Annotated in this window: 19 protein-coding genes and 1 pseudogene; 15 read left to right on the forward strand and 5 right to left on the reverse strand. The window is 72.9% G+C overall.

Going from position 1 to position 22,674, the window contains the following annotated elements:
• Positions 1–10 precede the first annotated feature (10 nt).
• Complete coding sequence (locus ABD086_RS15525; protein ID WP_343908476.1) at positions 11–415, forward strand: hypothetical protein; 405 nt, start codon at positions 11–13, stop codon at positions 413–415.
• Here the strand turns inward: ABD086_RS15525 and ABD086_RS15530 are convergent.
• The 3 genes and pseudogenes from ABD086_RS15530 to lpdA form a co-directional block, all read right to left on the reverse strand.
• Positions 393–1,289 carry a TIGR01777 family oxidoreductase gene (locus ABD086_RS15530; RefSeq protein ID WP_343908477.1) on the reverse strand — a complete coding sequence of 299 codons (897 nt, stop codon included), beginning with the start codon at positions 1,287–1,289 and terminating at the stop codon, positions 393–395. The genes ABD086_RS15525 and ABD086_RS15530 overlap by 23 nt on opposite strands.
• Before the next feature lie 220 nt (positions 1,290–1,509).
• Positions 1,510–3,293 (reverse strand): annotated as a pseudogene (gene sucB, locus ABD086_RS15535) (2-oxoglutarate dehydrogenase, E2 component, dihydrolipoamide succinyltransferase).
• A gap of 36 nt (positions 3,294–3,329) precedes the next feature.
• Positions 3,330–4,730, reverse strand: coding sequence for a dihydrolipoyl dehydrogenase (gene lpdA / locus ABD086_RS15540; RefSeq protein ID WP_425571638.1), 1,401 nt, complete (start codon positions 4,728–4,730; stop codon positions 3,330–3,332).
• A 74-nt stretch (positions 4,731–4,804) separates the two neighbouring features.
• Here lpdA and ABD086_RS15545 point away from each other — a divergent pair, with 74 nt between their 5' ends.
• Positions 4,805–5,167, forward strand: coding sequence for a hypothetical protein (locus ABD086_RS15545; RefSeq protein WP_343908479.1), 363 nt, complete (start codon positions 4,805–4,807; stop codon positions 5,165–5,167).
• Here the strand turns inward: ABD086_RS15545 and ABD086_RS15550 are convergent.
• Positions 5,164–6,663 (reverse strand): leucyl aminopeptidase, encoded by a 1,500-nt coding sequence (locus ABD086_RS15550; RefSeq protein ID WP_343908481.1) that lies wholly within the window; start codon positions 6,661–6,663, stop codon positions 5,164–5,166. The two genes, ABD086_RS15545 and ABD086_RS15550, sit on opposite strands and share 4 nt — an antisense overlap.
• A gap of 43 nt (positions 6,664–6,706) precedes the next feature.
• On the opposite strand from ABD086_RS15550, the gene gcvT reads away from it, so the two are divergent.
• Genes gcvT through ABD086_RS15580 form a run of 6 tightly spaced genes read left to right on the forward strand, consistent with a single transcriptional unit; the run spans position 6,707 to position 11,787 of the window.
• On the forward strand, positions 6,707–7,825 hold the full coding sequence (gene gcvT / locus ABD086_RS15555; RefSeq protein WP_343908482.1) for a glycine cleavage system aminomethyltransferase GcvT: 1,119 nt from the start codon (positions 6,707–6,709) through the stop codon (positions 7,823–7,825).
• Positions 7,826–8,083, forward strand: coding sequence for a hypothetical protein (locus ABD086_RS15560; RefSeq protein ID WP_343908483.1), 258 nt, complete (start codon positions 7,826–7,828; stop codon positions 8,081–8,083).
• Between the two features lie 22 nt (positions 8,084–8,105).
• Positions 8,106–9,632 (forward strand): sigma factor-like helix-turn-helix DNA-binding protein, encoded by a 1,527-nt coding sequence (locus tag ABD086_RS15565; RefSeq protein WP_343908484.1) that lies wholly within the window; start codon positions 8,106–8,108, stop codon positions 9,630–9,632.
• A 20-nt stretch (positions 9,633–9,652) separates the two neighbouring features.
• Positions 9,653–10,489, forward strand: a complete 837-nt coding sequence (locus tag ABD086_RS15570) for a PhzF family phenazine biosynthesis protein (RefSeq protein ID WP_343908485.1) — start codon at positions 9,653–9,655, stop codon at positions 10,487–10,489.
• 10 nt (positions 10,490–10,499) lie between these two features.
• Entirely contained in the window at positions 10,500–11,294 is a 795-nt protein-coding gene (locus tag ABD086_RS15575; RefSeq protein WP_343908486.1) for a thymidylate synthase, read from the forward strand.
• A 7-nt stretch (positions 11,295–11,301) separates the two neighbouring features.
• Positions 11,302–11,787, forward strand: coding sequence for a dihydrofolate reductase (locus tag ABD086_RS15580; RefSeq protein ID WP_343908488.1), 486 nt, complete (start codon positions 11,302–11,304; stop codon positions 11,785–11,787).
• Here ABD086_RS15580 and ABD086_RS15585 read toward each other — a convergent pair.
• Entirely contained in the window at positions 11,756–12,139 is a 384-nt protein-coding gene (locus tag ABD086_RS15585) for a rhodanese-like domain-containing protein (protein ID WP_343908489.1), read from the reverse strand. The two genes, ABD086_RS15580 and ABD086_RS15585, sit on opposite strands and share 32 nt — an antisense overlap.
• A gap of 245 nt (positions 12,140–12,384) precedes the next feature.
• Between ABD086_RS15585 and ABD086_RS15590 the strand changes: the two genes are divergently transcribed.
• The 7 genes from ABD086_RS15590 to pgsA all read left to right on the forward strand — a co-directional run bounded on the left by ABD086_RS15590 (position 12,385) and on the right by pgsA (position 22,400).
• Positions 12,385–13,308: an LLM class F420-dependent oxidoreductase gene (locus tag ABD086_RS15590; RefSeq protein ID WP_343908490.1), complete on the forward strand. Its 924-nt coding sequence runs from the start codon at positions 12,385–12,387 to the stop codon at positions 13,306–13,308.
• A gap of 29 nt (positions 13,309–13,337) precedes the next feature.
• Positions 13,338–14,234, forward strand: coding sequence for a 4-hydroxy-tetrahydrodipicolinate synthase (gene dapA, locus ABD086_RS15595; RefSeq protein ID WP_343908491.1), 897 nt, complete (start codon positions 13,338–13,340; stop codon positions 14,232–14,234).
• An 11-nt stretch (positions 14,235–14,245) separates the two neighbouring features.
• Positions 14,246–15,931 (forward strand): ribonuclease J, encoded by a 1,686-nt coding sequence (locus tag ABD086_RS15600; RefSeq protein ID WP_343908492.1) that lies wholly within the window; start codon positions 14,246–14,248, stop codon positions 15,929–15,931.
• A gap of 255 nt (positions 15,932–16,186) precedes the next feature.
• Positions 16,187–18,766: a DNA translocase FtsK gene (locus ABD086_RS15605; protein WP_343908493.1), complete on the forward strand. Its 2,580-nt coding sequence runs from the start codon at positions 16,187–16,189 to the stop codon at positions 18,764–18,766.
• Positions 18,763–20,349, forward strand: coding sequence for a helix-turn-helix domain-containing protein (locus ABD086_RS15610; RefSeq protein ID WP_343908494.1), 1,587 nt, complete (start codon positions 18,763–18,765; stop codon positions 20,347–20,349). Before ABD086_RS15605 ends, ABD086_RS15610 begins: the two co-directional genes overlap by 4 nt.
• Before the next feature lie 36 nt (positions 20,350–20,385).
• On the forward strand, positions 20,386–21,786 hold the full coding sequence (gene rimO / locus ABD086_RS15615) for a 30S ribosomal protein S12 methylthiotransferase RimO (RefSeq protein WP_343908495.1): 1,401 nt from the start codon (positions 20,386–20,388) through the stop codon (positions 21,784–21,786).
• Positions 21,786–22,400 carry a CDP-diacylglycerol--glycerol-3-phosphate 3-phosphatidyltransferase gene (gene pgsA / locus ABD086_RS15620; protein WP_343908496.1) on the forward strand — a complete coding sequence of 205 codons (615 nt, stop codon included), beginning with the start codon at positions 21,786–21,788 and terminating at the stop codon, positions 22,398–22,400. Before rimO ends, pgsA begins: the two co-directional genes overlap by 1 nt.
• Positions 22,401–22,674: the final 274 nt, after the last annotated feature.

Here is a 22,674-nt window from a genome sequence, read left to right on the forward strand (position 1 = left end):
GGCCCTCCTCGTGCTGCCGCTGCTGCTCCCCGCCGTGCTCGCGCTCGGCCCCCAGCCCGCCGACGTCCTGCACGCGTGGGACGAACGCCGGGCGGCCGCGTGGTCGGCCGGTGACGCCGCCGGCCTGCGCACGCTCTACACCAGCGGGTCCGTCGCCGGCCGCCGGGACGTGGCGATGCTCCGGGTGTGGACGGCGCGCGGGCTGCGGGTGGCCGGCATGCGCACCCAGCTGCTGCGCGTCTCGGTGCGGGCCCAGGCGCCGGCCCGGCTGGTGCTCGAGGTGACCGACCGGGTCATCGGCGGGGTCGCCGTCCCCGGTGCCGTGCCGCTGCCGCGGGACCGGCCGACCGGGCACGTCGTGACGTTCCGGCGGGTGGCGGGGGAGTGGCGGGTCAGCTCAGTCCGGTCCGGATGACCTCGTGGACGGTGCGGTCCCGGAACCGGTAGCCCGCGGCCTCCAGCGCGGCGGGGCGCATGTTGATCGAGCCGAGCGCCTCGGGGGAGAGCTTCCCGGCGCCGATCTCGATCGCGAACGACGGGACCGCGAGGACCGCCTTGCGGTGCAGGGCCCGGGCGAGGGCGTCGGTGAACTCCCGGTTCGTCGGCGTCTCGGGGCTGCAGAGGTTCACCGGCCCGCTGACGTCGTCGTGCTCGACGAGGTGGGTCACCCCGCCGACCCAGTCGCGCATGCTGATCATCGCCATGTAGTGGCGGCCGCTGCCGAGCCGCGCCGCGAGCCCGAGCCTGGTCAGGACCCGCAGCTGCTTGAGCGGTGCGCCGCGCCGGTCGATGACGGGCGCGGTGCGCAGGAAGCAGACCCGCGCGCCCGCGCCGACGGCCGGGGTCGCGGCGTCCTGCCACTCCCGGGTCACGTCGGTCATGAAGCTGTCGCCGCGGCTGTCCGACTCCTCGGTGACGACTTCGGCCCCGTGGTCGCCGTACCAGGCGATGGCGTTGCCGGCGAGGAACGCCGGCTTCCGGTCGCTGGCCGCGACCGCGTCGGCCAGGACCCGCGTGGTGGTCACCCGGCTCTCGCGCAGCTCGCGCTGCCACTTCGTCGAGTGCGGGTTGCCGAGGGTCGGTGCCCCCGCGAGGTTGACCACCACGTCGGCGCGCTCGACCAGGTCGCGGTCGTACACCCCGGCGTAGGGGTCCCACGCCGACTCGTCCGGCGCGGACGTCGGGCGGCGGACCAGGGCGATCACCGCATGGCCCCGGCTCGTCAGCTCCTCGGTGAGGTGGGTGCCCAGGAAGCCGGACGCCCCGGCGATCACGACGGTCTTCGGCATGCGGTCAGCGTGCCATGGGGCGACAAGTGCCGGGCGCGTCGCGGCCTGGTCACCGGCCCTGTCTCACCTGGTCGCCCAGGGGACGGGCGCCACCGACGGCTCGCGCACTGGGGTTTCGAGACGGCCGGTGGGCAGTCCCTCGCTCCGCTCGGGACTGCCCACCGGCCTCCTCAACCTCTTCGCACGACGCCGGACGCTCCTTCGTCGCGACCGGCTGTGCTCAGACCTCGAACTGACCGGCCTCGAGGCGCTCCTTGACGTCGCGCAGGAACCGGCCCGCGTCGGCGCCGTCGACCAGCTGGTGGTCGTAGGTCAGCGACAGGTAGACCATGTAGCGCACCGCGATCGTCTCGCCGAGGTTCGGGTCGTCGATGACCACCGGGCGCTTGACCACCGCGCCGGGGCCGAGGATCGCGACCTGCGGCTTGTTGATGATCGGGGTGTCGAACAGGGCGCCGAAGCTGCCGAGGTTCGTGATCGTGAACGTGCCGCCGGACAGCTCGTCCGGACCGATCTTGTTCGACCGGGTGCGGCCGGCGATGTCGGCGATCTTCTTGGCCAGGCCGGCCACCGACAGGTCGCCCGCGTCCTTGATCACCGGGGTGAGCAGGCCCTTCTCGGTGTCCACCGCGATCGCGAGGTGCTCGCGGTCGAAGTAGGTCACCTCGCCGGCCTCGGTGTCGATGGTCGCGTTCAGGGCGGGGTGCACCTTGAGCGCGTCGATCGCGGCCTTGGCGAAGAACGGCAGGTAGGTCAGCTTCACGCCCTCGCGGGCCAGGAAGTCCTCCTTGACGCTGTCCCGCAGCCGGGCGATGTTGGTGACGTCCACCTCCATCACCTGGGTCAGCTGCGCGGAGTTCTGCAGCGACTCGACCATCCGCGACGCGATGATCTTGCGCAGCCGCGACAGCTTCTCGGTCTTGCCGCGCAGCGGCGACGGCGTCGTCGCGTCGCTCGGCANNCCGCGGCCGGTGCGGCCGCCGGGGCGGCGGGCTGCTGGGCCCGGGCCGCCGCGTCGAGGACGTCCTGCTTGCGGATCCGGCCGCCGACACCGGTGCCGGTGATCCGCGACAGGTCCACGTTGTGCTGGGCGGCCATCTTGCGGACCAGCGGGGTCACGTACCCGGGTCCGTCGCCGGACGGCTCGCCCTGCTGGGCCGCGGGGGCAGCCTCGGGCGTGGGCTCGGGGGCGGACGCCGGCGCGGGCGTCTCCTCGTCCTTGGCCGGCTCCTCCTTCGCCGGCTCGGGCTCGGGCTCCGGCTCCGGCTCCGGCTCGGGCTCGGGCTCGGGCTCCGGCTCGGGCTGCTTCTCCTCCTGGGCCGGGGCCGCGCCGGCCTCGCCGACCACGGCCAGCTCGGCGCCGACCTCGACGGTCTCGTCCTCCTGGACCTTGATCTCCAGGAGCGTGCCGGCGACCGGCGACGGGATCTCGGTGTCGACCTTGTCGGTGGAGACCTCGAGCAGCGGCTCGTCCACGGCCACCTCGTCGCCGACCGACTTCAGCCAGCGGGTGACCGTGCCCTCGGTGACCGACTCGCCCAGCGCGGGCAGCGTCACCGCCGTCCCGCCGCCACCGGACGGCTTGGTCTCGGCGGCCGGCTTCTCGGCCTCCTCGGCCGCGGGGGCGGGCTCCTCGGCGGCCTCGGGCTCCTCGGCCTTCTGCTCCTCCGGCTCGGGCTCCGGCTCGGGCTCCGGCTCCGGCTCCGGCTCGGGGGCCGACTCCTGCTCCTGCGAGCCGGAGTCCTCGCCGCCGCCCGACGACTCACCCTCGTCGCCGATCAGCGCGAGCACCGCACCGACCTCGACGGTGTCGTCCTCGTTCGCCTTGATCTCCAGCAGCGTGCCGGCGACCGGGGACGGGATCTCGGTGTCGACCTTGTCGGTGGAGACCTCGAGGAGCGGCTCGTCCACCGCCACCGTGTCGCCGACCTGCTTGAGCCAGCGGGTGACGGTGCCTTCGGTGACGGACTCGCCGAGTGCCGGCAGGTTGACTTCGGTGGCCATGGAGTTCCTTCGCTTCTGGTTCGTCTCGATCGGGTGTCAGGAGTGTGCGTGGAGCGGCTTGCCCGCGAGGGCCAGGTGGGCCTCGCCGAGCGCCTCGTTCTGCGTCGGGTGGGCGTGGACGAGCGGGGCCACGTCCTCGGGGTACCCCTCCCAGTTGTAGATCAGCTGCGCCTCGCCGATGAGCTCGCCGACCCGGTCGCCGACCAGGTGGACGCCGACGACCGGCCCGTCCTTGCGGCGGACCAGCTTCACGAAGCCCTGCGTCTTGAGGATCTGGCTCTTGCCGTTGCCGCCCAGGTCGTAGCTCACGGTCTCGATGCCGTCGGCGCCGTACGCCGTCGCGGCGTCCGCCTCGGAGAGGCCGACCGAGGCGACCTCCGGGTGGGAGTACGTCACCCGCGGGATGCCCGCCTCGTCGATCGGCCGCGGGTCGAGCCCGGCGATGTCCTCGGCGACGAAGATGCCCTGCTGGAAGCCGCGGTGCGCGAGCTGGAGGCCGGGGACGATGTCGCCGACGGCGTACACGCCCTCGAGGTTCGTGCGGCAGCGGTCGTCGGTGAGCACGAAGCCGCGCTCCATGGTGACGCCCTGCTCGTCGTAGCCGAGGCCCTCGGTGACCGGGCCGCGCCCGACCGCGACCAGCAGCAGGTCGGCCTCGATCACGCTCTGCTCACCACCGGCGCCCTCGACGGTCACGGCGACGCTGGAGTCGCCGGCCTTGACGCTGTGGAAGCGCGTGTCGGTGCGGAAGGCGATCTTGCGCTTGCGGAACGCCCGCTCCAGCGCCTTCGACGACGCCTCGTCCTCGGCCGGGACCAGCCGGGGGAGCGCCTCGACGATCGTGACCTCGGCGCCGAAGGAGCGCCACACGCTGGCGAACTCGCAGCCGATCACGCCGCCGCCGAGCACGACCACGGAGGCCGGCACCCGGTCGAGCCGCAGCGCGTGCTCGGAGGTGATCACCCGCTCGCCGTCGACCTCGAGGCCGGGCAGGCTGCGCGAGGAGGAGCCCGAGGCGAGCACGACGTGCCGGCCGGTCCAGGCCTTGCCGTCGACGGTGACCTCGCGCGGCCCGGTGAGCCGGCCGGCGCCCTCGATGACCGTGATGCCGCGGCCCTTGATCAGGCCGGTGAGACCCTTGAACAGCCGCTGGACGACGCCGTCCTTGTAGGCGTTCACGCCCGCCATGTCGATGCCCTCGAGGCTGGCGCGCACCCCGAACTGCTCGGACTCGCGGGTCTGGTCGGCGACCTCCGCCGCGTGCAGGAGCGCCTTGGTCGGGATGCAGCCCACGTGCAGGCAGGTACCGCCGACGTTGCCCTTCTCCACCAGTCCGACGGTCAGTCCCAGCTGTGCCGCCCGCAGCGCACACGCGTAGCCGCCGGAGCCGGCGCCCAGGATGAGTACGTCGAAGTCGGGATCGGCCACGGGCACCATCCTTGCACCTGGCGTCAACGTGTCCACACCGAGGTTCCTACGCTCCGGTAGCCCCGCAGGGCACACTTGTCCGCATGTCATGGATGGACCGGTTCCGGCGCGCCCCGAAGATGAGCCGCCCGGCGCGCGACGGGTTCCGCACCGGATCGACGCGGGTGCGCGCGGCCGACTCGATGGACCTCGAGCACCTGCAGACCTGGACCGCGGAGCGCCGCGGCGTCGAGGGGTTCGTCGAGCCCCGGACCGCGGTCAGCGACGTCACGCTGCTGCTGGTCGCGCACGACGGCGAGTGGACCCGCCGCCGGGTGCCGTCGGTGAAGTGGGCGCACGACTTCTGCAACCGCAACCAGATCCCGTCGTACGACGCCGCCGTGGTCGGGATCCCGCAGCGGATGCGCGACTACAACCGCCGCAAGAAGCTCATGGGCGACGCCTAACGGCCGGCCAGCGCCCGCGCGAAGTCCACGAGCGTCGCGACCGCGACGCCCGTGCCGCCCGGCGTCTGGTGGCCCCAGGCCCCGCCCGAGTTGAACGACGGGCCGGCGATGTCGAGGTGCGCCCACGGCCGGCCGGCGGTGAACTCGCGGAGGAACGCCGCCGCGAACAGCCCGCCGCCCCACCGGATCCAGTCGTGCTGCGCGAGGTCGGCGATCTTGCTGCTGTGCACCCGCTCCGACATCGCCTCGGGGATCGGCATCGGCCACATCTCCTCGCCCGCCGTCTGCGCGGCGGCGAGCACGTCGGCGACGACGTTCTCGGAGCCCATCACGCCCGACACCCGGTCGCCGAGCGCGACCACCATGTGCCCGGTCAGCGTGGCGACGTCGAGGATCACGTCGGGCTGCTGCTCGGTGGCGCGCACCAGGGCGTCGGCCAGGATCAGCCGGCCCTCGGCGTCGGTGTTGAGCACCTCGACGGTCGTGCCGCCGTACATCGTCAGCACGTCGCCGGGACGCACCGACGAGCCGGACACCATGTTCTCGGCCATCGGCGCGAAGGCGCTGACCTTGATCGGCAGGCCCAGCCGGGCGATCGCGTACGTCGCCTGGACGATGGCGGCCGCACCGGCCATGTCCGACTTCATCTCGTGCATGCTCGTCGCGGGCTTGATGGTCAGGCCGCCGGAGTCGAAGGTGATGCCCTTGCCGACCAGCGCGAGGTGGCGCTCGGCGCCCTTCGGGGCGTACGTGAGCTCGACCAGCCGCGGCGGCGCGGCCGAGCCCATCCCGACGCCGAGGATGCCGCCGCAGCCGAGGGCGGCGAGCTCCTTCTCGTCGAGCACCCGGACGCCGATCTTCGGGGCGCCCCGGCCCTGGGTGACCTCCTTGGTCGCCGCGACGACGGCGTCGGCGAACGCCGGCGGCGTCAGGTCACCGGGCGGGGTGTTCACCCAGTCGCGGGTGCCGGCGACCGCACGGGCTACCACGCGGGACTCCTCGAACGCCGCGACGGCGTCCTTCTTGCGGGCCACCGGGCTGAGCACGACCACGTCGGCCGGCGCGTCCTTCGCCTGCTCCTTCTTGTACGTCGTGAACGTGTAGCCGCCGAGCTCCCAGCCCTCGGTCGCCGCGCGGACCAGCTCGGGGGTGCCGGCGGGCAGGGCGACCGCGACCGATGCGACGTTGGTGACCGCGCGCGCGGCGACGCCGGCGGCCCGGCGAACCGCTGTGGCGTCCTGCCGCTTGCCCAGGCCGGTGAGCACCAGCAGCGGGCTCGCGATCGCGCCGGCGGTGGGGATCTTGACGACCTCGCCGGACTTGCCGGTCACGCCGAGCCCGGAGAGCAGCGGGCGCAGCTTGCGGCCGAAGGCCTCGGCGACCTCGGCGCCTCCGTCGGCGAGCTCGGGACCCTTGGCGCCCTGCACCACCCCCACGACCACGGCGTCGCATCGGGTCTTGGCGGGGTTGGCGCTGCGCAGGGTGTACGAGGTCACCGGGCCACGATAGTCACGTGGCGAGTCAGGTAGGTTCCGGGCCATGGCAGCGCTCCTCCAGTCCCCCCTCCACGACCGCCACGAGGCGCTGGGCGCGAAGTTCGCGGAGTTCGGCGGCTGGTCGATGCCGCTGGAGTACCCCGCGGGCGTCGTGAAGGAGCACACCACCGTCCGCGAGTCCGTCGGCATCTTCGACGTCAGCCACCTCGGCAAGGCCGTCGTCGAGGGGCCGGGCGCCGCCGACTTCGTGAACCGCACGCTCAGCAACGACCTCCGGCGGATCTTGCCCGGCAAGGCGCAGTACACGCTCTGCTGCGACGACGGCTCCGGCGGCATCGTCGACGACCTGATCGCCTACCTGTACGGCGACGACCGGGTGTTCCTGATCCCGAACGCCGCCAACACCGCGGAGGTGGTGCGCCGGCTCGCGGCCGAGGCGCCCGCGGGGGTCACCGTGACCGACCGGCACCGCGACTTCGCGGTGCTGGCGGTGCAGGGCAGGAACTCCGACGAGGTGCTCGCGGCCGTGGGGCTGCCGGTCGGGCACGACTACATGTCGTTCGCTGAAGCTGCCCCCGAGATCGAGGGAGTCGGCGGCGAGACCGTCGTCGTGTGCCGCACCGGGTACACCGGCGAGCGCGGCTACGAGGTCGTGGCACCCAACGCCGTCGCCGGCCCGCTCTGGGACGCGCTGATGGCGGCGGGGGAGCAGTACGGCATCCTCGCCTGCGGCCTGGGTGCCCGGGACACACTGCGCACCGAGATGGGCTACCCGCTGCACGGCCAGGACATCTCGCTCGACGTGACGCCCAACGAGGCCCGGCTGGGCTGGGCGGTCGGCTGGCAGAAGGACGCCTTCTGGGGCCGTGACGTGCTGGTGGCCGAGCGGGAGGCCGGCCCGAAGCGGGTGCTGCGCGGCATCGTGTCCGTCGGCCGCGGCATCCCGCGCCCGCACATGACCGTCAGCCTCACCCCCGACGTGCCCCTGGGCGAGGTCACCTCGGGCACGTTCTCGCCGACGCTGCGCAAGGGCATCGGACTGGCCCTGGTGTCGTCGGTCGTCAACCCGGACGCGGAGGTCGGTGTCGACATCCGCGGTCGGCGCGAGATCTTCCAGCTCACCAAGCCCCCGTTCCTCGATCCGTCCGTCCGGGAGTCCTGAATGAACCTGCCCGAGCACCCGACCACGTTCCGCCAGCCCGCGAACGCCGACCGGCCCTGGTGGTGGCGCCTCGAGGACGGCGCCGGCGCGGAGGTGAGCGTGCCCGGCGAGCTCGCCGGGCAGCGGTTCGCCTCGCAGGCCGATGCCGAGTCGTGGGTCGGGGAGATCTGGGCGGACCTCGCCGAGCACGGCGTCGACGCGGTCACGCTCTTCGAGCACGACCGCCAGGTCTACGGGCCGATGTCCCTCCACGCCTGACCCCGGGGCGGACAATGTCCCCATGCCCGGGGACGACGCTGACTTCGAGGCGTACCTGGCCGCGCGGTGGCCGTCCCTGGTGCGCTCGCTGGTCCTGATCGGCCTGCCGCCGGGCGAGGCGGAGGACGTCGTCGTCACGGGCATGGCGCGCTGCCGCACGGCCTGGCGGCGGCTGCACGACGTCGACGACGTCGACGCCCACGCCTACGGACTCGTGCTCGACGGGCTGCCCCGGCCGGTCGCGGTCGCGGCCAACGTGCCCGCCGACCTCCCGACGGAGGCGGAGGCGCTGCGCCACCAGCTGGAGGAGCAGCTGGCGCTGCTGGCCCCCGCGCAGCGCGAGGCGGTGGTGCTGCACCTGGTCGCCGGCCTCGACGAGCAGCAGGTCGCGGACGTCCTCGACGTCCCGCTCGAGGGCGTCGCCCACGACCTCCGCGACGGCCTGGCGCTCATCCAGCCCGCCACGCTGCGGTCCGAGACGGCGTTCCGCACGGCGGCCGGAGCCGTCGACGTCTCGCCCGCGCCCTACGACGCCGTCGTGGCGCGCGCCCGCGAGCAGCGCCGGCGCCGGCTGCGCATCGTCGTCGCCGCGGTGGCGGCCGGGGCCGTCGTGCTGGGCGGTGCCACGTGGCTGGCGAACCGCTCCGGCGAGCCCGCCCGGCCGGAGCCGGACTTCCACGTCGTCCCGTCGCGGAACCCGATCGACATCGGCTGGTACGACGGCCGCCTGCACCTGCGGCAGGTGACGGTCGAGATCCCGGGCGTGACCGCGCTGGCGGGGATCGGGGAGAGCGCGGTCTTCGTCGACACCGGGGGCGCCGTCGGCATCGTCTCCCCGGCCGGCGAGGTCGACATGGTCGGCCGGACCAGCGTGGGCTCGACCATCCTGGGGTCGGCCGAGAACGGCTGGGCGGCCTGGCTCGAGCCCGGCGACCCGGGCACCAGGATCGTGGTGTGGTCGATCGGTCTCGGCGCAGAGCTCGGGAGCCTGCTCGTCCCGCCCGAGACCCGGCTGATCGCCATCGACCAGGACCGGGTGTACTCGACGAGCGACAACGGGAGCGTCGCCTGGCAGCCGACGCAGGAGCAGCCCGTGCCGCTGCCCGACCCCGGGCTGGTCGACGTCGGCACCGCGACCCGGGTCTACCAGCAGGGCCGGCGGATCGAGATGGTCCAGCCGTTCTTCAGCGTCTCCTTCGTCCGGCGCGGCGAGGGCGCGATCGTGTCGCCCGGCGGCAACTTCGTGCTCACCCGGATCCCCGGGCCCTGGACGCCGGGCGCGCCGTACACGCCGCTGATCTACAGCACGCGCTCCGGCGACCGGCTGCCGTCCGGGATCGCTCCGGACGAGCGGGTGGTGGACGCCGCGTTCGGGAGCAACCACGAGGTCGACTACCTGGTGGCGAACCTCAGCGACCTCCAGGGGGTCGACCTGGACGGCGCCCGGGCGCGGCTGTACGTGCTGCGCACCTGCGAGCTGGAGGCGAACGTCTGCAGCGACGTGGCGCCGGTCCGCTCCGCCGCCGACCGGGCGATGTTCGCGCAGTGAGCTCCCGCTAGGTTGCGAGCATGCGCTTCAGCCAGGTGGACGTCTTCTCCGCCGAGCCGCTGCTCGGCAACCCGGTCGCCGTCGTCCACGACGCCGACGGCGTCAGCGACGAGCAGATGGCGGCGTTCGCGCGGTGGACGAACCTCTCGGAGACGACGTTCCTGCTCGCGCCCACCGACCCCGCCGCGGACTACCGGCTGCGGATCTGGACGCCGGGCGGGGAGCTGCCGTTCGCCGGCCACCCCACGCTCGGCAGCGCGCACGCCTGGCTCGAGGCCGGCGGAGCGCCGGCGGCCGAGGACCTCGTGCAGGAGTGCGGCGCCGGGCTGGTGCGGATCCGCCGCGCCCCTGGCGAGGGGCAGAGCCGCCTGTCCTTCGCGGCGCCGCCCCTGACGCGGTCGGGACCGGTCGACGAGGCGGACGTCGACGCGATCGCCGCCGCCCTGCGGGTCCCGCGCTCGGAGCTGCTCGACACCGCGTGGATCGACAACGGGCCGGGCTGGGTCGGGGTGCTGCTGCGCGACGCCCAGGCGGTGCTCGACCTGCGCCCGGACTGGGCGGCGTTCGGCGACCTCGAGATCGGCGTGGTCGGCCCGTACCCCGCGGGCGGTCCCGCGGACGTCGAGGTGCGCGCGTTCTGCCCCGGTCACGGGATCACCGAGGACCCGGTCACCGGCTCGCTCAACGCGGGCCTCGGGCAGTGGCTGGCGGGCGACCGGCTGCCCGCGTCGTACGTCGCCTCGCAGGGGACCGTGCTGCAGCGGGCCGGGCGGGTGCACGTCGAGCTGGTCGACGGGACGATCTGGGTCGGCGGCGACACGCGGACGACGATCTCCGGGACGGTCTCGCTGGACTAAGGTCGGAGCCGTGCAGCAGTACCTCGACCTCCTCCAGCGCATCCTCGACGAGGGCGTCGAGAAGGGCGACCGCACCGGCACCGGCACCCGCTCGGTCTTCGGCCACCAGATGCGCTTCGACCTGGCCGCCGGCTTCCCGCTGGTGACCACGAAGAAGATCCACACGCGGTCGGTGTTCGGCGAGCTGCTGTGGTTCCTGCGCGGCGACACGAACGTCAAGTGGCTCCAGGACCGCGGCATCACGATCTGGGACGAGTGGGCCGACGAGAACGGCGACCTCGGGCCGGTGTACGGCTACCAGTGGCGCTCCTGGCCGACGCCCGACGGCCGGCACGTCGACCAGATCGCCCAGGTGGTGTCGCAGATCCGGGACAACCCGGACTCGCGCCGGCACATCGTCTCCGCCTGGAACGTCGCGGACATCCCGGACATGGCGCTCGCGCCCTGCCACGCGCTGTTCCAGTTCTACGTCGCCGACGGACGACTGTCCTGCCAGCTCTACCAACGCTCCGCGGACGTGTTCCTCGGCGTGCCGTTCAACATCGCCTCCTACGCGCTGCTGACCCACATGGTCGCCCAGGTCACCGGCCTCGAGGTCGGCGACTTCGTGCACACGCTCGGCGACGCACACCTCTACCTCAACCACCTGGAGCAGGCGCAGCTCCAGCTCACCCGCGAGCCGCGACCCCTGCCCACGCTGGTCCTCGACCCCTCGGTGACCGAGCTCGACGCGTTCGACCTCGAGCACATCGCGATCGAGGGGTACGACCCGCACCCGGGCATCAAGGCCCCGATCGCCGTATGAGCGCTGCATGAGCAAGCGGATCGTGCTCGTCGCGGCCGTGGCCCGCAACGGGGTGATCGGCAACGGCCCCGACATCCCCTGGAAGATCCCCGGGGAGCAGGCGGAGTTCAAGCGGCTCACGATGGGGCACACGCTGCTGATGGGGCGGGCGACGTACGAGTCCATCGGCCGGCCGCTGCCGGGGCGGACCACGATCGTGCTCACCCGCGACCCCTCGTGGAGCGCGGACGGCGTGCTGGTCGCGCACTCGCTCACCGAGGCGCTCGCGCAGGCGGCGCTGCTGCCGGGCGAGGTGATCGTCGCCGGCGGCGCGCAGGTGTACGCCGATGCGCTGCCGATGGCCGCCGAGCAGATCATCAGCGAGGTGCCGCTGTCGCCGGAGGGCGACGCGTTCTACCCGGCGATCGACCGCGCCGTGTGGGTGGAGGTCGAGCGCGAGCCGCGCGAGGGGTACGAGCGGGTCACCTGGCTGCGCCGCGACTGGCTCGGCTGAGCGCCCAGGCCTGGAAGCCCCCCACCAGGTCGGTGGCGCGCGGCAGCCCGAGCTGCTGGAGCGTGTGCGCGGCGAGGCTCGAGGAGTAGCCCTCGTGGCAGACCAGCACGATCCGGCGGCCGGCGTCGTTCGACACGGCGAGCCGGTCCGGGCTGGTCGGGTCCAGCCGCCACTCCAGCACGTTCCGGTCGACGACCACCGCGCCCGGCAGCTCGCCGTCCCGCCGGCGCTGCTCCACCGGCCGGATGTCGACCACCAGCGCACCGGCCGCCTGCTCGGCGGCGAGGTCCTCCGGAGCCACCCGGTCCAGGGTGCTCCGGCACTGCGCGAGCAGCTCCGCCACGCGGGACATCACGGACCTCCTCGATCTCGCCGTACGGGTGGGCGCCCAGCGTGGCACGCGTGACCGTGCGGTGACCGCGGGGGGTTTGCCGCCCGCGCTCCCGGGCCACCGCAGGAGGATGTTCTTCTTCTTCAGCAACCGACTGGGGTGCGCCGGCTCCCTGCTGCTGTCCCTCGTCGTCACCGCGATCCTGCTGTACGTCCTCAACCGGTAGCGGGCGCGGCCGCGTTTGCGCGACCTGACAGGGTGACGGCATGGAACTGCGCGTGTTCACCGAGCCCCAGCAGGGCGCGACGTACGACGACCTCGTGACGGTGGCGAAGGAGGCGGAGGGCCTCGGGTTCGGCGCGTTCTTCCGTTCCGACCACTACCTCGCGATGGGGACCGACGGGCTGCCGGGACCGAGCGACGCCTGGATCACGCTGGCGGGGATCGCCCGCGAGACCAGCACCATCCGGCTCGGCACGATGATGACCAGCGCGACGTTCCGGCTGCCGGGGCCGCTGGCGATCAGCGTCGCGAACGTCGACGCGATGAGCGGCGGGCGGGTGGAGCTCGGCCTCGGTGCGGGCTGGTTCACCGAGGAGCACACGGCGTACGGCATCCCGTTCCCGGACACGGGGGAGCGGTTCGACCGGCTCGAGGAGCAGCTCGCGATCATCACCGGCCTGTGGGCGACGCCCGTGGGGGAGCGGTTCACCCACGACGGGAAGCACTACCAGCTGCAGGACAGCCCGGCGCTGCCGAAGCCCGCCCAGGCCAAGCCCCCGGTGCTGATCGGCGGCACGGGCAAGCGCCGGACGCCGGAGCTGGCGGCGCGCTACGCCGACGAGTTCAACCTGCCGTTCGTCGACGTGGAGACCACGAGCGCGCAGTTCCAGCGGGTCCGGGAGGCCTGCGAGCGCGCGGACCGCGACCCCGGGACGATGCGCTGGTCCAACGCGCTGATCGTCTGCGTGGGCGCCGACGAGGCGGAGATCGAGCGCCGGGCCGCCGCGATCGGGCGCGACAAGGACGAGCTGCGCGAGAACGGCGTCGCCGGCACGCCCGAGGAGGCCGTCGAGAGGATCCGGCGGTACGCCGAGCTCGGCAGCGAGCGGGTCTACCTGCAGTTCCTCGACCTCGGCGACCTCGACCACCTGCGCCTCGTGGCGCGCGAGGTGATGCCGCACGTCTGACCGGAGGGCGGAGCGATAACCTAGAGCGCATGACGTCCGCGCCCGCTGCACCGTTCGGTCACGTCCTGACGGCGATGGCCACCGCGTTCCACGACGACGGCACGGTGGACCTCGAGGGCACCGCGCGGATCGCCGCGCACCTGGTCGACCACGGCCACGACGGCGTCGTCGTGTCCGGCACGACCGGCGAGTCGCCGACCACCACGACCGAGGAGGACGGCGCGATCCTCGCCGCCGTCAAGGACGCCGTGGGCGACCGCGCCACGGTCGTCGCGGGCGTCGGCACCAACTCCACGGCCCACTCGGTCGAGCTCGCCCAGCAGGCGGCCAAGGTCGGCGCCGACGGCCTGCTGCTGGTGACCCCGTACTACAACAAGCCCGGCCAGGCCGGCGTGCTCCACCACTTCCGCTCGGTGGCCGAGGCGACCGACGTACCGGTCATGCTCTACGACGTCCCGGGCCGCACCGGGACCCAGATCGCGTTCGAGACCTACGAGCAGGCGATCCGGATGCACAACGTGGTGGCCGTCAAGGACGCCGTCGGCGACTACCAGCGCGGCGTCCGGCTCACCGAGCTCGGCTACGCCGTCTACTCCGGCGACGACGCCAACAACCTCGGCTGGCTCGCGCACGGCGCGGTCGGGTTCGTGTCGGTGGTCGGCCACGCCGCCGGCGACCAGACCCGGGCCATGGCCGAGGCCTTCTGGGCCGGCGACCACGCCGAGGCCCTCCGCATCTTCACGCGGCTGCTCCCCGCGATCGACGCCATCATGGGCGTCCCCAACTACGGAGCGACCACCGCCAAGGCCAGCCTCCAGCTGCTCGGCGTCCTCGACAACCGGAACGTCCGCGGCCCGTTGGTGCCGCTCGACGACGCCGAGGTCGAGGCGCTGCGCAGGGGGCTCGAAGCCTCCGGCCTCCTCTAGAAGGACACACATTGAGTCACCCCCACCCCGAGCTCTCCGCACCGGCCGCACTGCCGAAGGGGGGCCTGCGGGTCATCCCCTTGGGCGGCCTCGGCGAGGTCGGGCGCAACATGACCGTCTTCGAGTACGACGGCCGCCTCCTGATCGTCGACTGCGGGGTGCTGTTCCCCGAGGACCACCACCCGGGCGTCGACCTGATCCTCCCGGACTGGTCGTCGATCCGCGACCGGCTCGACCAGGTCGAGGCGCTCGTGCTGACCCACGGCCACGAGGACCACATCGGCGCGACGCCGTACCTCCTGCGCGAGCGGCGGGACATCCCGCTGGTCGGCTCCGAGCTGACCCTGGCGCTGCTGGACTCCAAGCTCCGCGAGCACCGGCTCCGCGAGACGGTCCACCACAAGGTCCGCGAGGGCGACCGGCTGAAGCTCGGCCCGTTCGACCTGGAGTTCGTCGCGGTCAACCACTCGATCCCCGACGCGCTCGCGGTCGCGATCCGCACCGGTGCGGGGATGGTGCTGCACACCGGCGACTTCAAGATGGACCAGCTGCCGCTGGACGGCCGGATCACCGACCTGCGCGCGTTCGCCCGGCTGGGGGAGGAGGGCGTCGACCTCTTCCTCACCGACTCCACGAACGCCGAGACCCCGGGCTTCACGCCGGCGGAGAAGTCGATCACCCCGGTCATCGACCAGGTCTTCCGCGAGTCGGCGCAGCGCGTCATCGTCGCCTGCTTCGCCTCCCACGTGCACCGCGTCCAGCAGGTCCTCGACGCCGCCGTCGCCCACGACCGCAAGGTCGCGTACGTCGGCCGCTCGATGGTCCGCAACATGGGCATCGCCCGCGACCTCGGCTACCTCAACGTCCCGCCGGGCGTCCTGGTCGAGGCCAAGGACCTCGCCGACCTGCCGCCGGAGCGCCAGGTGCTGATCTCCACCGGCTCGCAGGGCGAGCCGATGAGCGCGCTGAGCCGGATCGCCCAGCGCAACCACAACTTCGTGCACATCGAGGAGGGCGACACCGTCCTGCTCGCCTCGAGCCTCATCCCAGGCAACGAGAACGCGGTCTACCGGGTCATCAACGGGCTGGCCCGCTGGGGCGCCCGCGTCGTGCACAAGGGCAACGCGCTCGTGCACGTCTCCGGGCACGCCAGCGCCGGCGAGCTGCTCTACTGCTACAACATCGTCAAGCCGCGCAACGTGCTGCCCGTGCACGGCGAGATCCGGCACATGCTCGCCAACGGCGCGCTGGCGGCCGCCACCGGCGTCGACAACGTCGTGATCGCCGAGGACGGCGTGGTCGTCGACCTGGTCGACGGGTTCGCCGAGGTCTCGGGCAAGGTCGAGTGCGGCTACGTCTTCGTGGACGGCTCGTCGGTCGGCGACATCACCGAGTCCGACCTCAAGGACCGCCGGATCCTCGGCGAGGAGGGCTTCATCTCGGTGATCGTGGTCGTCGACTCCGTGAGCGGGAAGGTGTCCGCCGGGCCGGAGATCCACGCGCGCGGCTTCGCCGAGGACGACACGACGTTCGACGAGGTCAAGCAGCCGATCATCGACGCCCTCGACGCGCAGCTCCGCGAGGGCAACACCGACTCCTACCAGCTCCAGCAGACGGTCCGCCGTACCGTCGGCCGCTGGGTGAGCAACACCCACCGCCGCCGGCCGATGATCATCCCGGTCGTCATCGAGGCGTGAGCGGGGACGCGTCAGCGGACCCGCTGATGGTGGTCGAGCGAGCGGCGCGACTGAGCTTGCGAAGTCGCGACCCGCGTGTCGAGACCCGGTGAGACGAGCGCCGACCCGGTGTCGGTGATCCGGCCCCGGCCCGGTCCCGGGGTCTCGACAGGCTCGACCAACGGGCCTCCACCATCGTCGGATCCGCTGGCGCGTCTCCGACACGCACTCCTGTGATGCGTGTGACGGGAGTGACCCCTGCGTAGGGTGTCAACTATGGCGACCCGTACGTCTTCCCCGCCGGGGTCGCGGAGCAAGAGCACGTCCTCGACACGATCCACGTCGAAGAGCTCGAGCACTGCAACCCGGAGTACCAGCCCCCGGCGCAAGCCTGCCCCGAAGAAGTCGACCCGCAAGCCCACGCGCAAGCCCGCGGCGCGCCGCCCGGCGCCGCGCGCGGTGCGCAGCGGGCCGGGGCCGGTCGCCCAGCTGTTCACCGCGCTGTTCCGCGGCGTCGCCGCGGTCTGGCTCGGCCTGGCGCACGGGGTCGGCGCGGTCGCCCGCGGCATCGGGCACACCGCCCGGGACCTCGAGCCCGAGCACCGCCGCGACGGGATCGGGCTCTCGCTCCTCGGCATCGCGGTCGTCGTCGCCGCCGCGGTGTGGTGGCAGCTGCCGGGCTCGATCATGGACGCCGCCCGCACGGTCGTCGAGGGCTCGGTCGGCAAGGTCGGCTTCCTCGTGCCGCTCGCGCTGCTCTACGTCGGCTGGCGCACGATGCGCGACCCCGAGCACAACGGCCCCGTGGGCCGCCAGGTGGTCGGCTGGTCCGCGTTCTCCTTCGGCCTGCTCGGCGTCGTCCAGATCGCCAGCGGCAACCCCCAGCCCGAGATGGGCGACACCTCCGACCTGCGCACCGCCGGCGGCGCCGTCGGGTACGTCGTCTCCAGCCTGCTCCTCGACCTGCTCCGCTCCGAGCTGGTCGTGGTGCCGCTGCTCCTGCTGCTCGCGTTCTTCGGCGTCCTCATCATCACCGCGACCCCGCTGTACCAGGTGCCCGCGCGGCTCGCCGAGACCCGCGACCGGCTGCTCGGCCACGAGCACGTCGAGCCCGAGCCCGAGACCCCGGCGCGGAGCCGGCGCCGCAAGCTCGCGGACGAGGCCGGCGAGATCGACCCGGACATGGGCGACCCGGCGTACGACACCCCGGTGCTGTCGGACCGCGAGCTGCGCAAGCGCAAGAAGCGGCTCGAGACGACCGACGACGGCCTGGACATCTTCGCGCCCGAGCCGGTCAGCCCGGACCTGGTCGAGACCAAGACCGAGCTGGAGCCGCCTCCGCACACCCCGCTGCCCCCGCGGGTCGAGCAGCTCGCGCTGTCCGGCGACGTCGCCTACGCGCTGCCCGGCAACGAGGTGCTCAAGCCCGGCTCGCCGCACAAGGCGCGCTCCAAGGCCAGCGACGCGATCGTGGACCGGCTCACCCAGGTGCTCGAGGAGTTCTCGATCGACGCCCAGGTCACCGGCTACACGCGCGGCCCGACCGTCACCCGCTACGAGGTCGAGCTCGGCCCGGGCGTGAAGGTCGAGAAGATCACCAACATCCAGAAGAACATCGCGTACGCCGTCGCCTCGGCCGACGTGCGGATCCTCAGCCCGATCCCCGGCAAGTCCGCGGTCGGCGTCGAGATCCCCAACCTGGACAAGGAGATCGTCTCCCTCGGCGACGTGCTGCGGTCCAACACCGCTCGCTCCGACCACCACCCGATGGTGGCCGGCCTCGGCAAGGACGTGGAGGGCGGCTTCGTCGTCGCGAACCTCGCGAAGATGCCGCACCTGCTGGTCGCCGGCGCCACCGGCTCCGGCAAGTCGTCGTTCATCAACTCGATGATCACCTCGATCCTGATGCGCGCCACGCCGGACGAGGTGCGGATGATCATGGTCGACCCGAAGCGGGTCGAGCTGAACGCCTACGAGGGCGTGCCGCACCTGATCACGCCGATCATCACCAACCCCAAGAAGGCCGCCGAGGCGCTGGCGTGGGTGGTCCGCGAGATGGACCTGCGGTACGACGACCTCGCCAACTTCGGGTTCCGCCACGTCGACGACTTCAACAAGGCGGTGCGCGCCGGCAAGGTCACGCTGCCGCCGGGCAGCGAGCGCGAGCTGGCGCCGTACCCGTACCTGCTGGTGATCGTCGACGAGCTCGCGGACCTGATGATGGTCGCGCCGCGCGACGTCGAGGACGCGGTCGTCCGCATCACCCAGCTGGCGCGTGCCGCGGGCATCCACCTGGTGCTCGCGACGCAGCGCCCGTCGGTCGACGTCGTGACCGGCCTGATCAAGGCCAACGTGCCGTCGCGGCTGGCGTTCGCCACCTCGAGCCTCGCCGACAGCCGGGTCATCCTCGACCAGCCGGGCGCGGAGAAGCTGGTCGGCCAGGGTGACGGGCTGTTCCTGCCGATGGGCGCCTCCAAGCCCGCCCGTATCCAGGGCTCCTGGGTGACCGAGGCCGAGATCCACCAGGTCGTCCAGCACTGCAAGGGCCAGCTGGAGCCGTCGTACCGCGAGGACGTCACGGCGCCGGCGGCCAGCAAGCGGGAGCTGGACGACGACATCGGTGACGACCTCGACCTGGTGATCCAGGCGATCGAGCTGGTCGTCTCCACGCAGTTCGGGTCCACCTCGATGCTGCAGCGCAAGCTCCGGGTCGGCTTCGCCAAGGCGGGCCGGCTGATGGACATCCTCGAGAGCCGTGGCGTGGTCGGGCCCAGCGAGGGCTCCAAGGCGCGCGACGTGCTGGTCAAGCCCGACGAGATCGATGCCGTGATCGCGACCCTCCAGGGGGAGATGTGACCAGTCTGGTCGAAGAGAAGCAGGGATCGCTCGAGGTCCGCACCGACGCCCGGGTGGCCGGCGCCGTCGGCGCGGTCGCGGCGATCGTGGCGATCGCCTACCTGACCCGTACGGTCGGCGGCGGCAGCTGGCTGGACGGGGCCCTGGCCCTCGTCACCGGCGCCATCGCCGTCGCGCACCTCCAGTCGCTGCTCGACGGCCGGGTGCCGCTCGTCGTCGTCGACGGGCTCGGCGTGCGGATCCGCAAGGGCCGCACCTGGCGCGGGCTGCCCTGGGACGAGATCGAGTACGTCGAGCACGAGCCGCGCCGCGGGCCGTTCCGCGACGGACGGCTGGTGCTGGTGCCGCGCGACCCCGAGGCCGACCACCCCTCGGTCACGCTGTCGCTGTCCACCCGCGTCGTCGGCGCCGACGGCGACCTGACGCGCGCGCTCGAGCTGCTCGCCGGGAACCCGGACCAGGTCGTCGAGCTGGTGCCCGAGCAGCTCGACGAGTGGGACGCGGCGTACGAGGAGGACACCGACGAGGACCCGCACGAGAACCTGCCCGAGGACCGGCACGAGGACCCGCACCACCCGGTCCTGCACGACCCCCGGCCCACGATCGCGCGGGGCATCGGCTTCGTGGCCGACCGGCTGCTGAGCCGGGACCGGGAGCCCGCGGTCGAGGCGCCCGCGCCGGTCGCCAGCGCGACCCCGCTGCCGTTGCGCGACACGGTCATCGGCGTCCGCTCCGAGGTGCGCTTCGAGGGCGCCGCGGCGCTCCGGATCGATCCGGTCGACGACGAGGACGTCACCCAGCTCGCCCTGCCCGAGGTCGGCGAGCTGACCCACCAGTTCGACCCGCTGCTCGTCGACGACCTGGCGCCGGAGGTCGCCGCCGACCCGGTCATCGGGCCGGAGATCGCGGCCGCGCGCGGCCGGCTGTCGCTCAGCGTCGACCAGCTCGCCGAGCGGACCCGGATCCGCCCGCACGTCATCGAGTCGATCGAGGTCGACGACTTCGCGCCCTGCGGGGGTGACTTCTACGCCCGTGGCCACCTCCGCACGCTCGCCCGGGTCCTGGGCCTGGACGCCGCGCCGCTGCTCGCGTCGTACGACGAGCGGTACGCCGACGCCCCGATCGACGCCCGCCGGGTGTTCGAGGCCGAGCTCGCCACCCGCGAGGGCGGTCCGATCCGCAGCACCCGTGGCGGGCCCAACTGGTCGGTGCTGGTCGCGGCCGTGATGGCCGTGGTGCTCGCCTGGTCGATCGCCCGGCTGATCATGGACAGCCCGGTGGAGCTGCACTCGACGCCGGTGCTCAACGGCTCGCCGTCCAGCGGCACCAAGCTCGGTCCGGCGGTTCCGGTGGTGCTCGACGCCTCCGCGGGCGGGGCGCACGTCGTGGTCCGCGACGGCGCCGGCAGCGTCGTCTTCAACGGCGACCTCGCCTTCGGCGACAGCCGGACGATCAAGGCCGCGCCGCCGGTGCGGGTGCAGTCCTCCGACGGCGGGCTGCGCGTGACCGTCGACGGCCAGGACCGGGGCCCGCTGGGCGCGGACGGCCAGCCGGCCCAGAACACGTTCGCCGCCGCCGAATAGGTCCGGGCCCGGCCGGGTTGAGATACTCGGTCGATCATGACGACTGACACCCCCGACCTGCTCTCGGTGGCGATGGTGACCCTCGGGTGCGCCCGCAACGAGGTCGACTCCGAGGAGCTGGCCGGCCGGCTCGAGGCCGGCGGCTTCCTCCTCGTCGAGGACCCCGCGGACGCGGACACGGTGGTCGTCAACACCTGCGGCTTCGTCGAGTCCGCGAAGAAGGACTCGGTGGACACGCTGCTGGAGGCCGCCGACCTCAAGGCCACCGGCCGGACCCAGGCCGTGGTCGCCGTCGGCTGCATGGCCGAGCGGTACGGCAAGGAGCTCGCCGACTCCCTCCCCGAGGCCGACGCCGTCCTCGGCTTCGACGACTACCCGGACATCGCCGACCGGCTGCGCGCGATCGTCGCGGGGGAGACCCACCAGGCGCACACCCCGCAGGACCGGCGGCTGCTGCTGCCGATCACGCCGGTCGAGCGCTCCCTCTCCACCGCCCCGGTACCCGGCCACGCGTCCGGGCCGGCATCGGTGCGCCGGCGCCTGGACCCGGGCCCGACCGCGTCGCTCAAGCTCGCGAGCGGCTGCGACCGGCGCTGCTCGTTCTGCGCGATCCCGTCCTTCCGCGGCTCGTTCGTCAGCCGCCGCCCCAGCGACGTGCTGCAGGAGGCGCGCTGGCTCGGCGAGCAGGGCGTCCGCGAGCTGTTCCTGGTCAGCGAGAACTCCACGTCGTACGGCAAGGACCTCGGCGACCTGCGGCTGCTCGAGACGCTGCTGCCCGAGCTGGCCGCGGTCGACGGCGTGGACCGGGTGCGGGTCTCCTACCTCCAGCCCGCCGAGACGCGGCCCGGGCTGATCGAGACGATCGCGACCACGCCGGGCGTGACGCCGTACTTCGACCTGTCCTTCCAGCACGCCAGCGCGGCGGTGCTCCGGCGGATGCGCCGCTTCGGCGACCCCGGGAGCTTCCTGGCCCTGCTGGAGCGGATCCGGGCGCTCGCGCCGGAGGCGGGCGTGCGCAGCAACGTGATCGTCGGGTTCCCCGGCGAGACCGAGGAGGACCTCGAGACGCTCTGCGACTTCCTGGTGGCCGCGCGGATGGACGTCACCGGCGTCTTCGGCTACTCCGACGAGGACGGCACCGAGGCGGCGACCTACGACGACAAGCTGGACGAGGACGAGGTCCGGGCCCGGGCCGAGCACGTGAGCGCGCTCGTCGAGGAGCTCACCTCGCAGCGGGCCGCGGAGCGGGTCGGCGAGACCGTCGAGGTGCTCGTCGAGCGGGTCGACGACGACACGGTGGAGGGCCGGGCGGCCCACCAGGGTCCCGAGGTGGACGGCTCGACGTACCTGCTCGACAGCGACGCGGGCGTCGGCCACCTGGTCCGCGCGACCGTCGTCGGCTCCGAGGGCGTCGACCTCTACGCTCGGACGTTGTGATGACCGAGGTGACGAAGGCCCAGCCCAGCAACTGGAACGTCCCGAACGTCCTCACGACCCTGCGGATCGTCCTGGTGCCGTTCTTCGGCTGGGCGCTGCTCGTCGACGGCGGGAACGACATCACCTGGCGGTGCGTGGCGTGGGCGATCTTCGTCGTCGCCATGGTGACCGACAAGATCGACGGCGACCTGGCCCGCAAGCACGACCTGGTCACGAACTTCGGCAAGATCGCCGACCCGATCGCCGACAAGGCGATCACCGGCATGGCCTTGATCGGCCTGTCGGTCGTGGGCGACGTGTGGTGGTGGGTGACGATCGTGGTGCTGCTCCGGGAGTGGAGCGTGACCCTGCTGCGCCTCTCGGTGCTGAAGAAGGTCGTCATCGCGGCCGCCGACCTGGGCAAGCTCAAGACGACCTTCCAGGCGGTGGCGCTCGGCTTCCTCTGCCTGCCGCTGCGCGACCCGGACCTGCCGGGCTGGGCGGAGGTCCCGGGCGAGGTGCTGTTCTACGCCGCCCAGGTCTGTCTGGCCGTGGCCGTCGTCCTCACGCTGTGGTCGGGCTGGGAGTTCTACCGCGACGTGTGGAAGCAGCGGGCGGCGCTCCGCAGCCGCTGAGGCGCGAGACGCTGAGGCGCGAGGCGCGAGGCGCGAGGCGCGAGGCGCCCGGCAGTCTGACCGCGCAATTGAACGGTCAGACTGCCGCTACTCGCCGGTCAGCCAGTCTGGTCGCGCAATTGTGCAGGGACCGGCCCGGAACGGCAGAGGCCGGCGCCCGGCAGTCTGACCGCGCAATTGAACGGTCAGACTGCCGCTACTCGCCGGTCAGCCAGTCTGGTCGCGCAATTGCGCAGGGACCGGCCCGGAACGGCAGAGGCCGGCCCGAAATGCC

The organism is Nocardioides aquiterrae, from assembly GCF_039526625.1.
GTDB lineage: Bacteria > Actinomycetota > Actinomycetes > Propionibacteriales > Nocardioidaceae > Nocardioides > Nocardioides aquiterrae.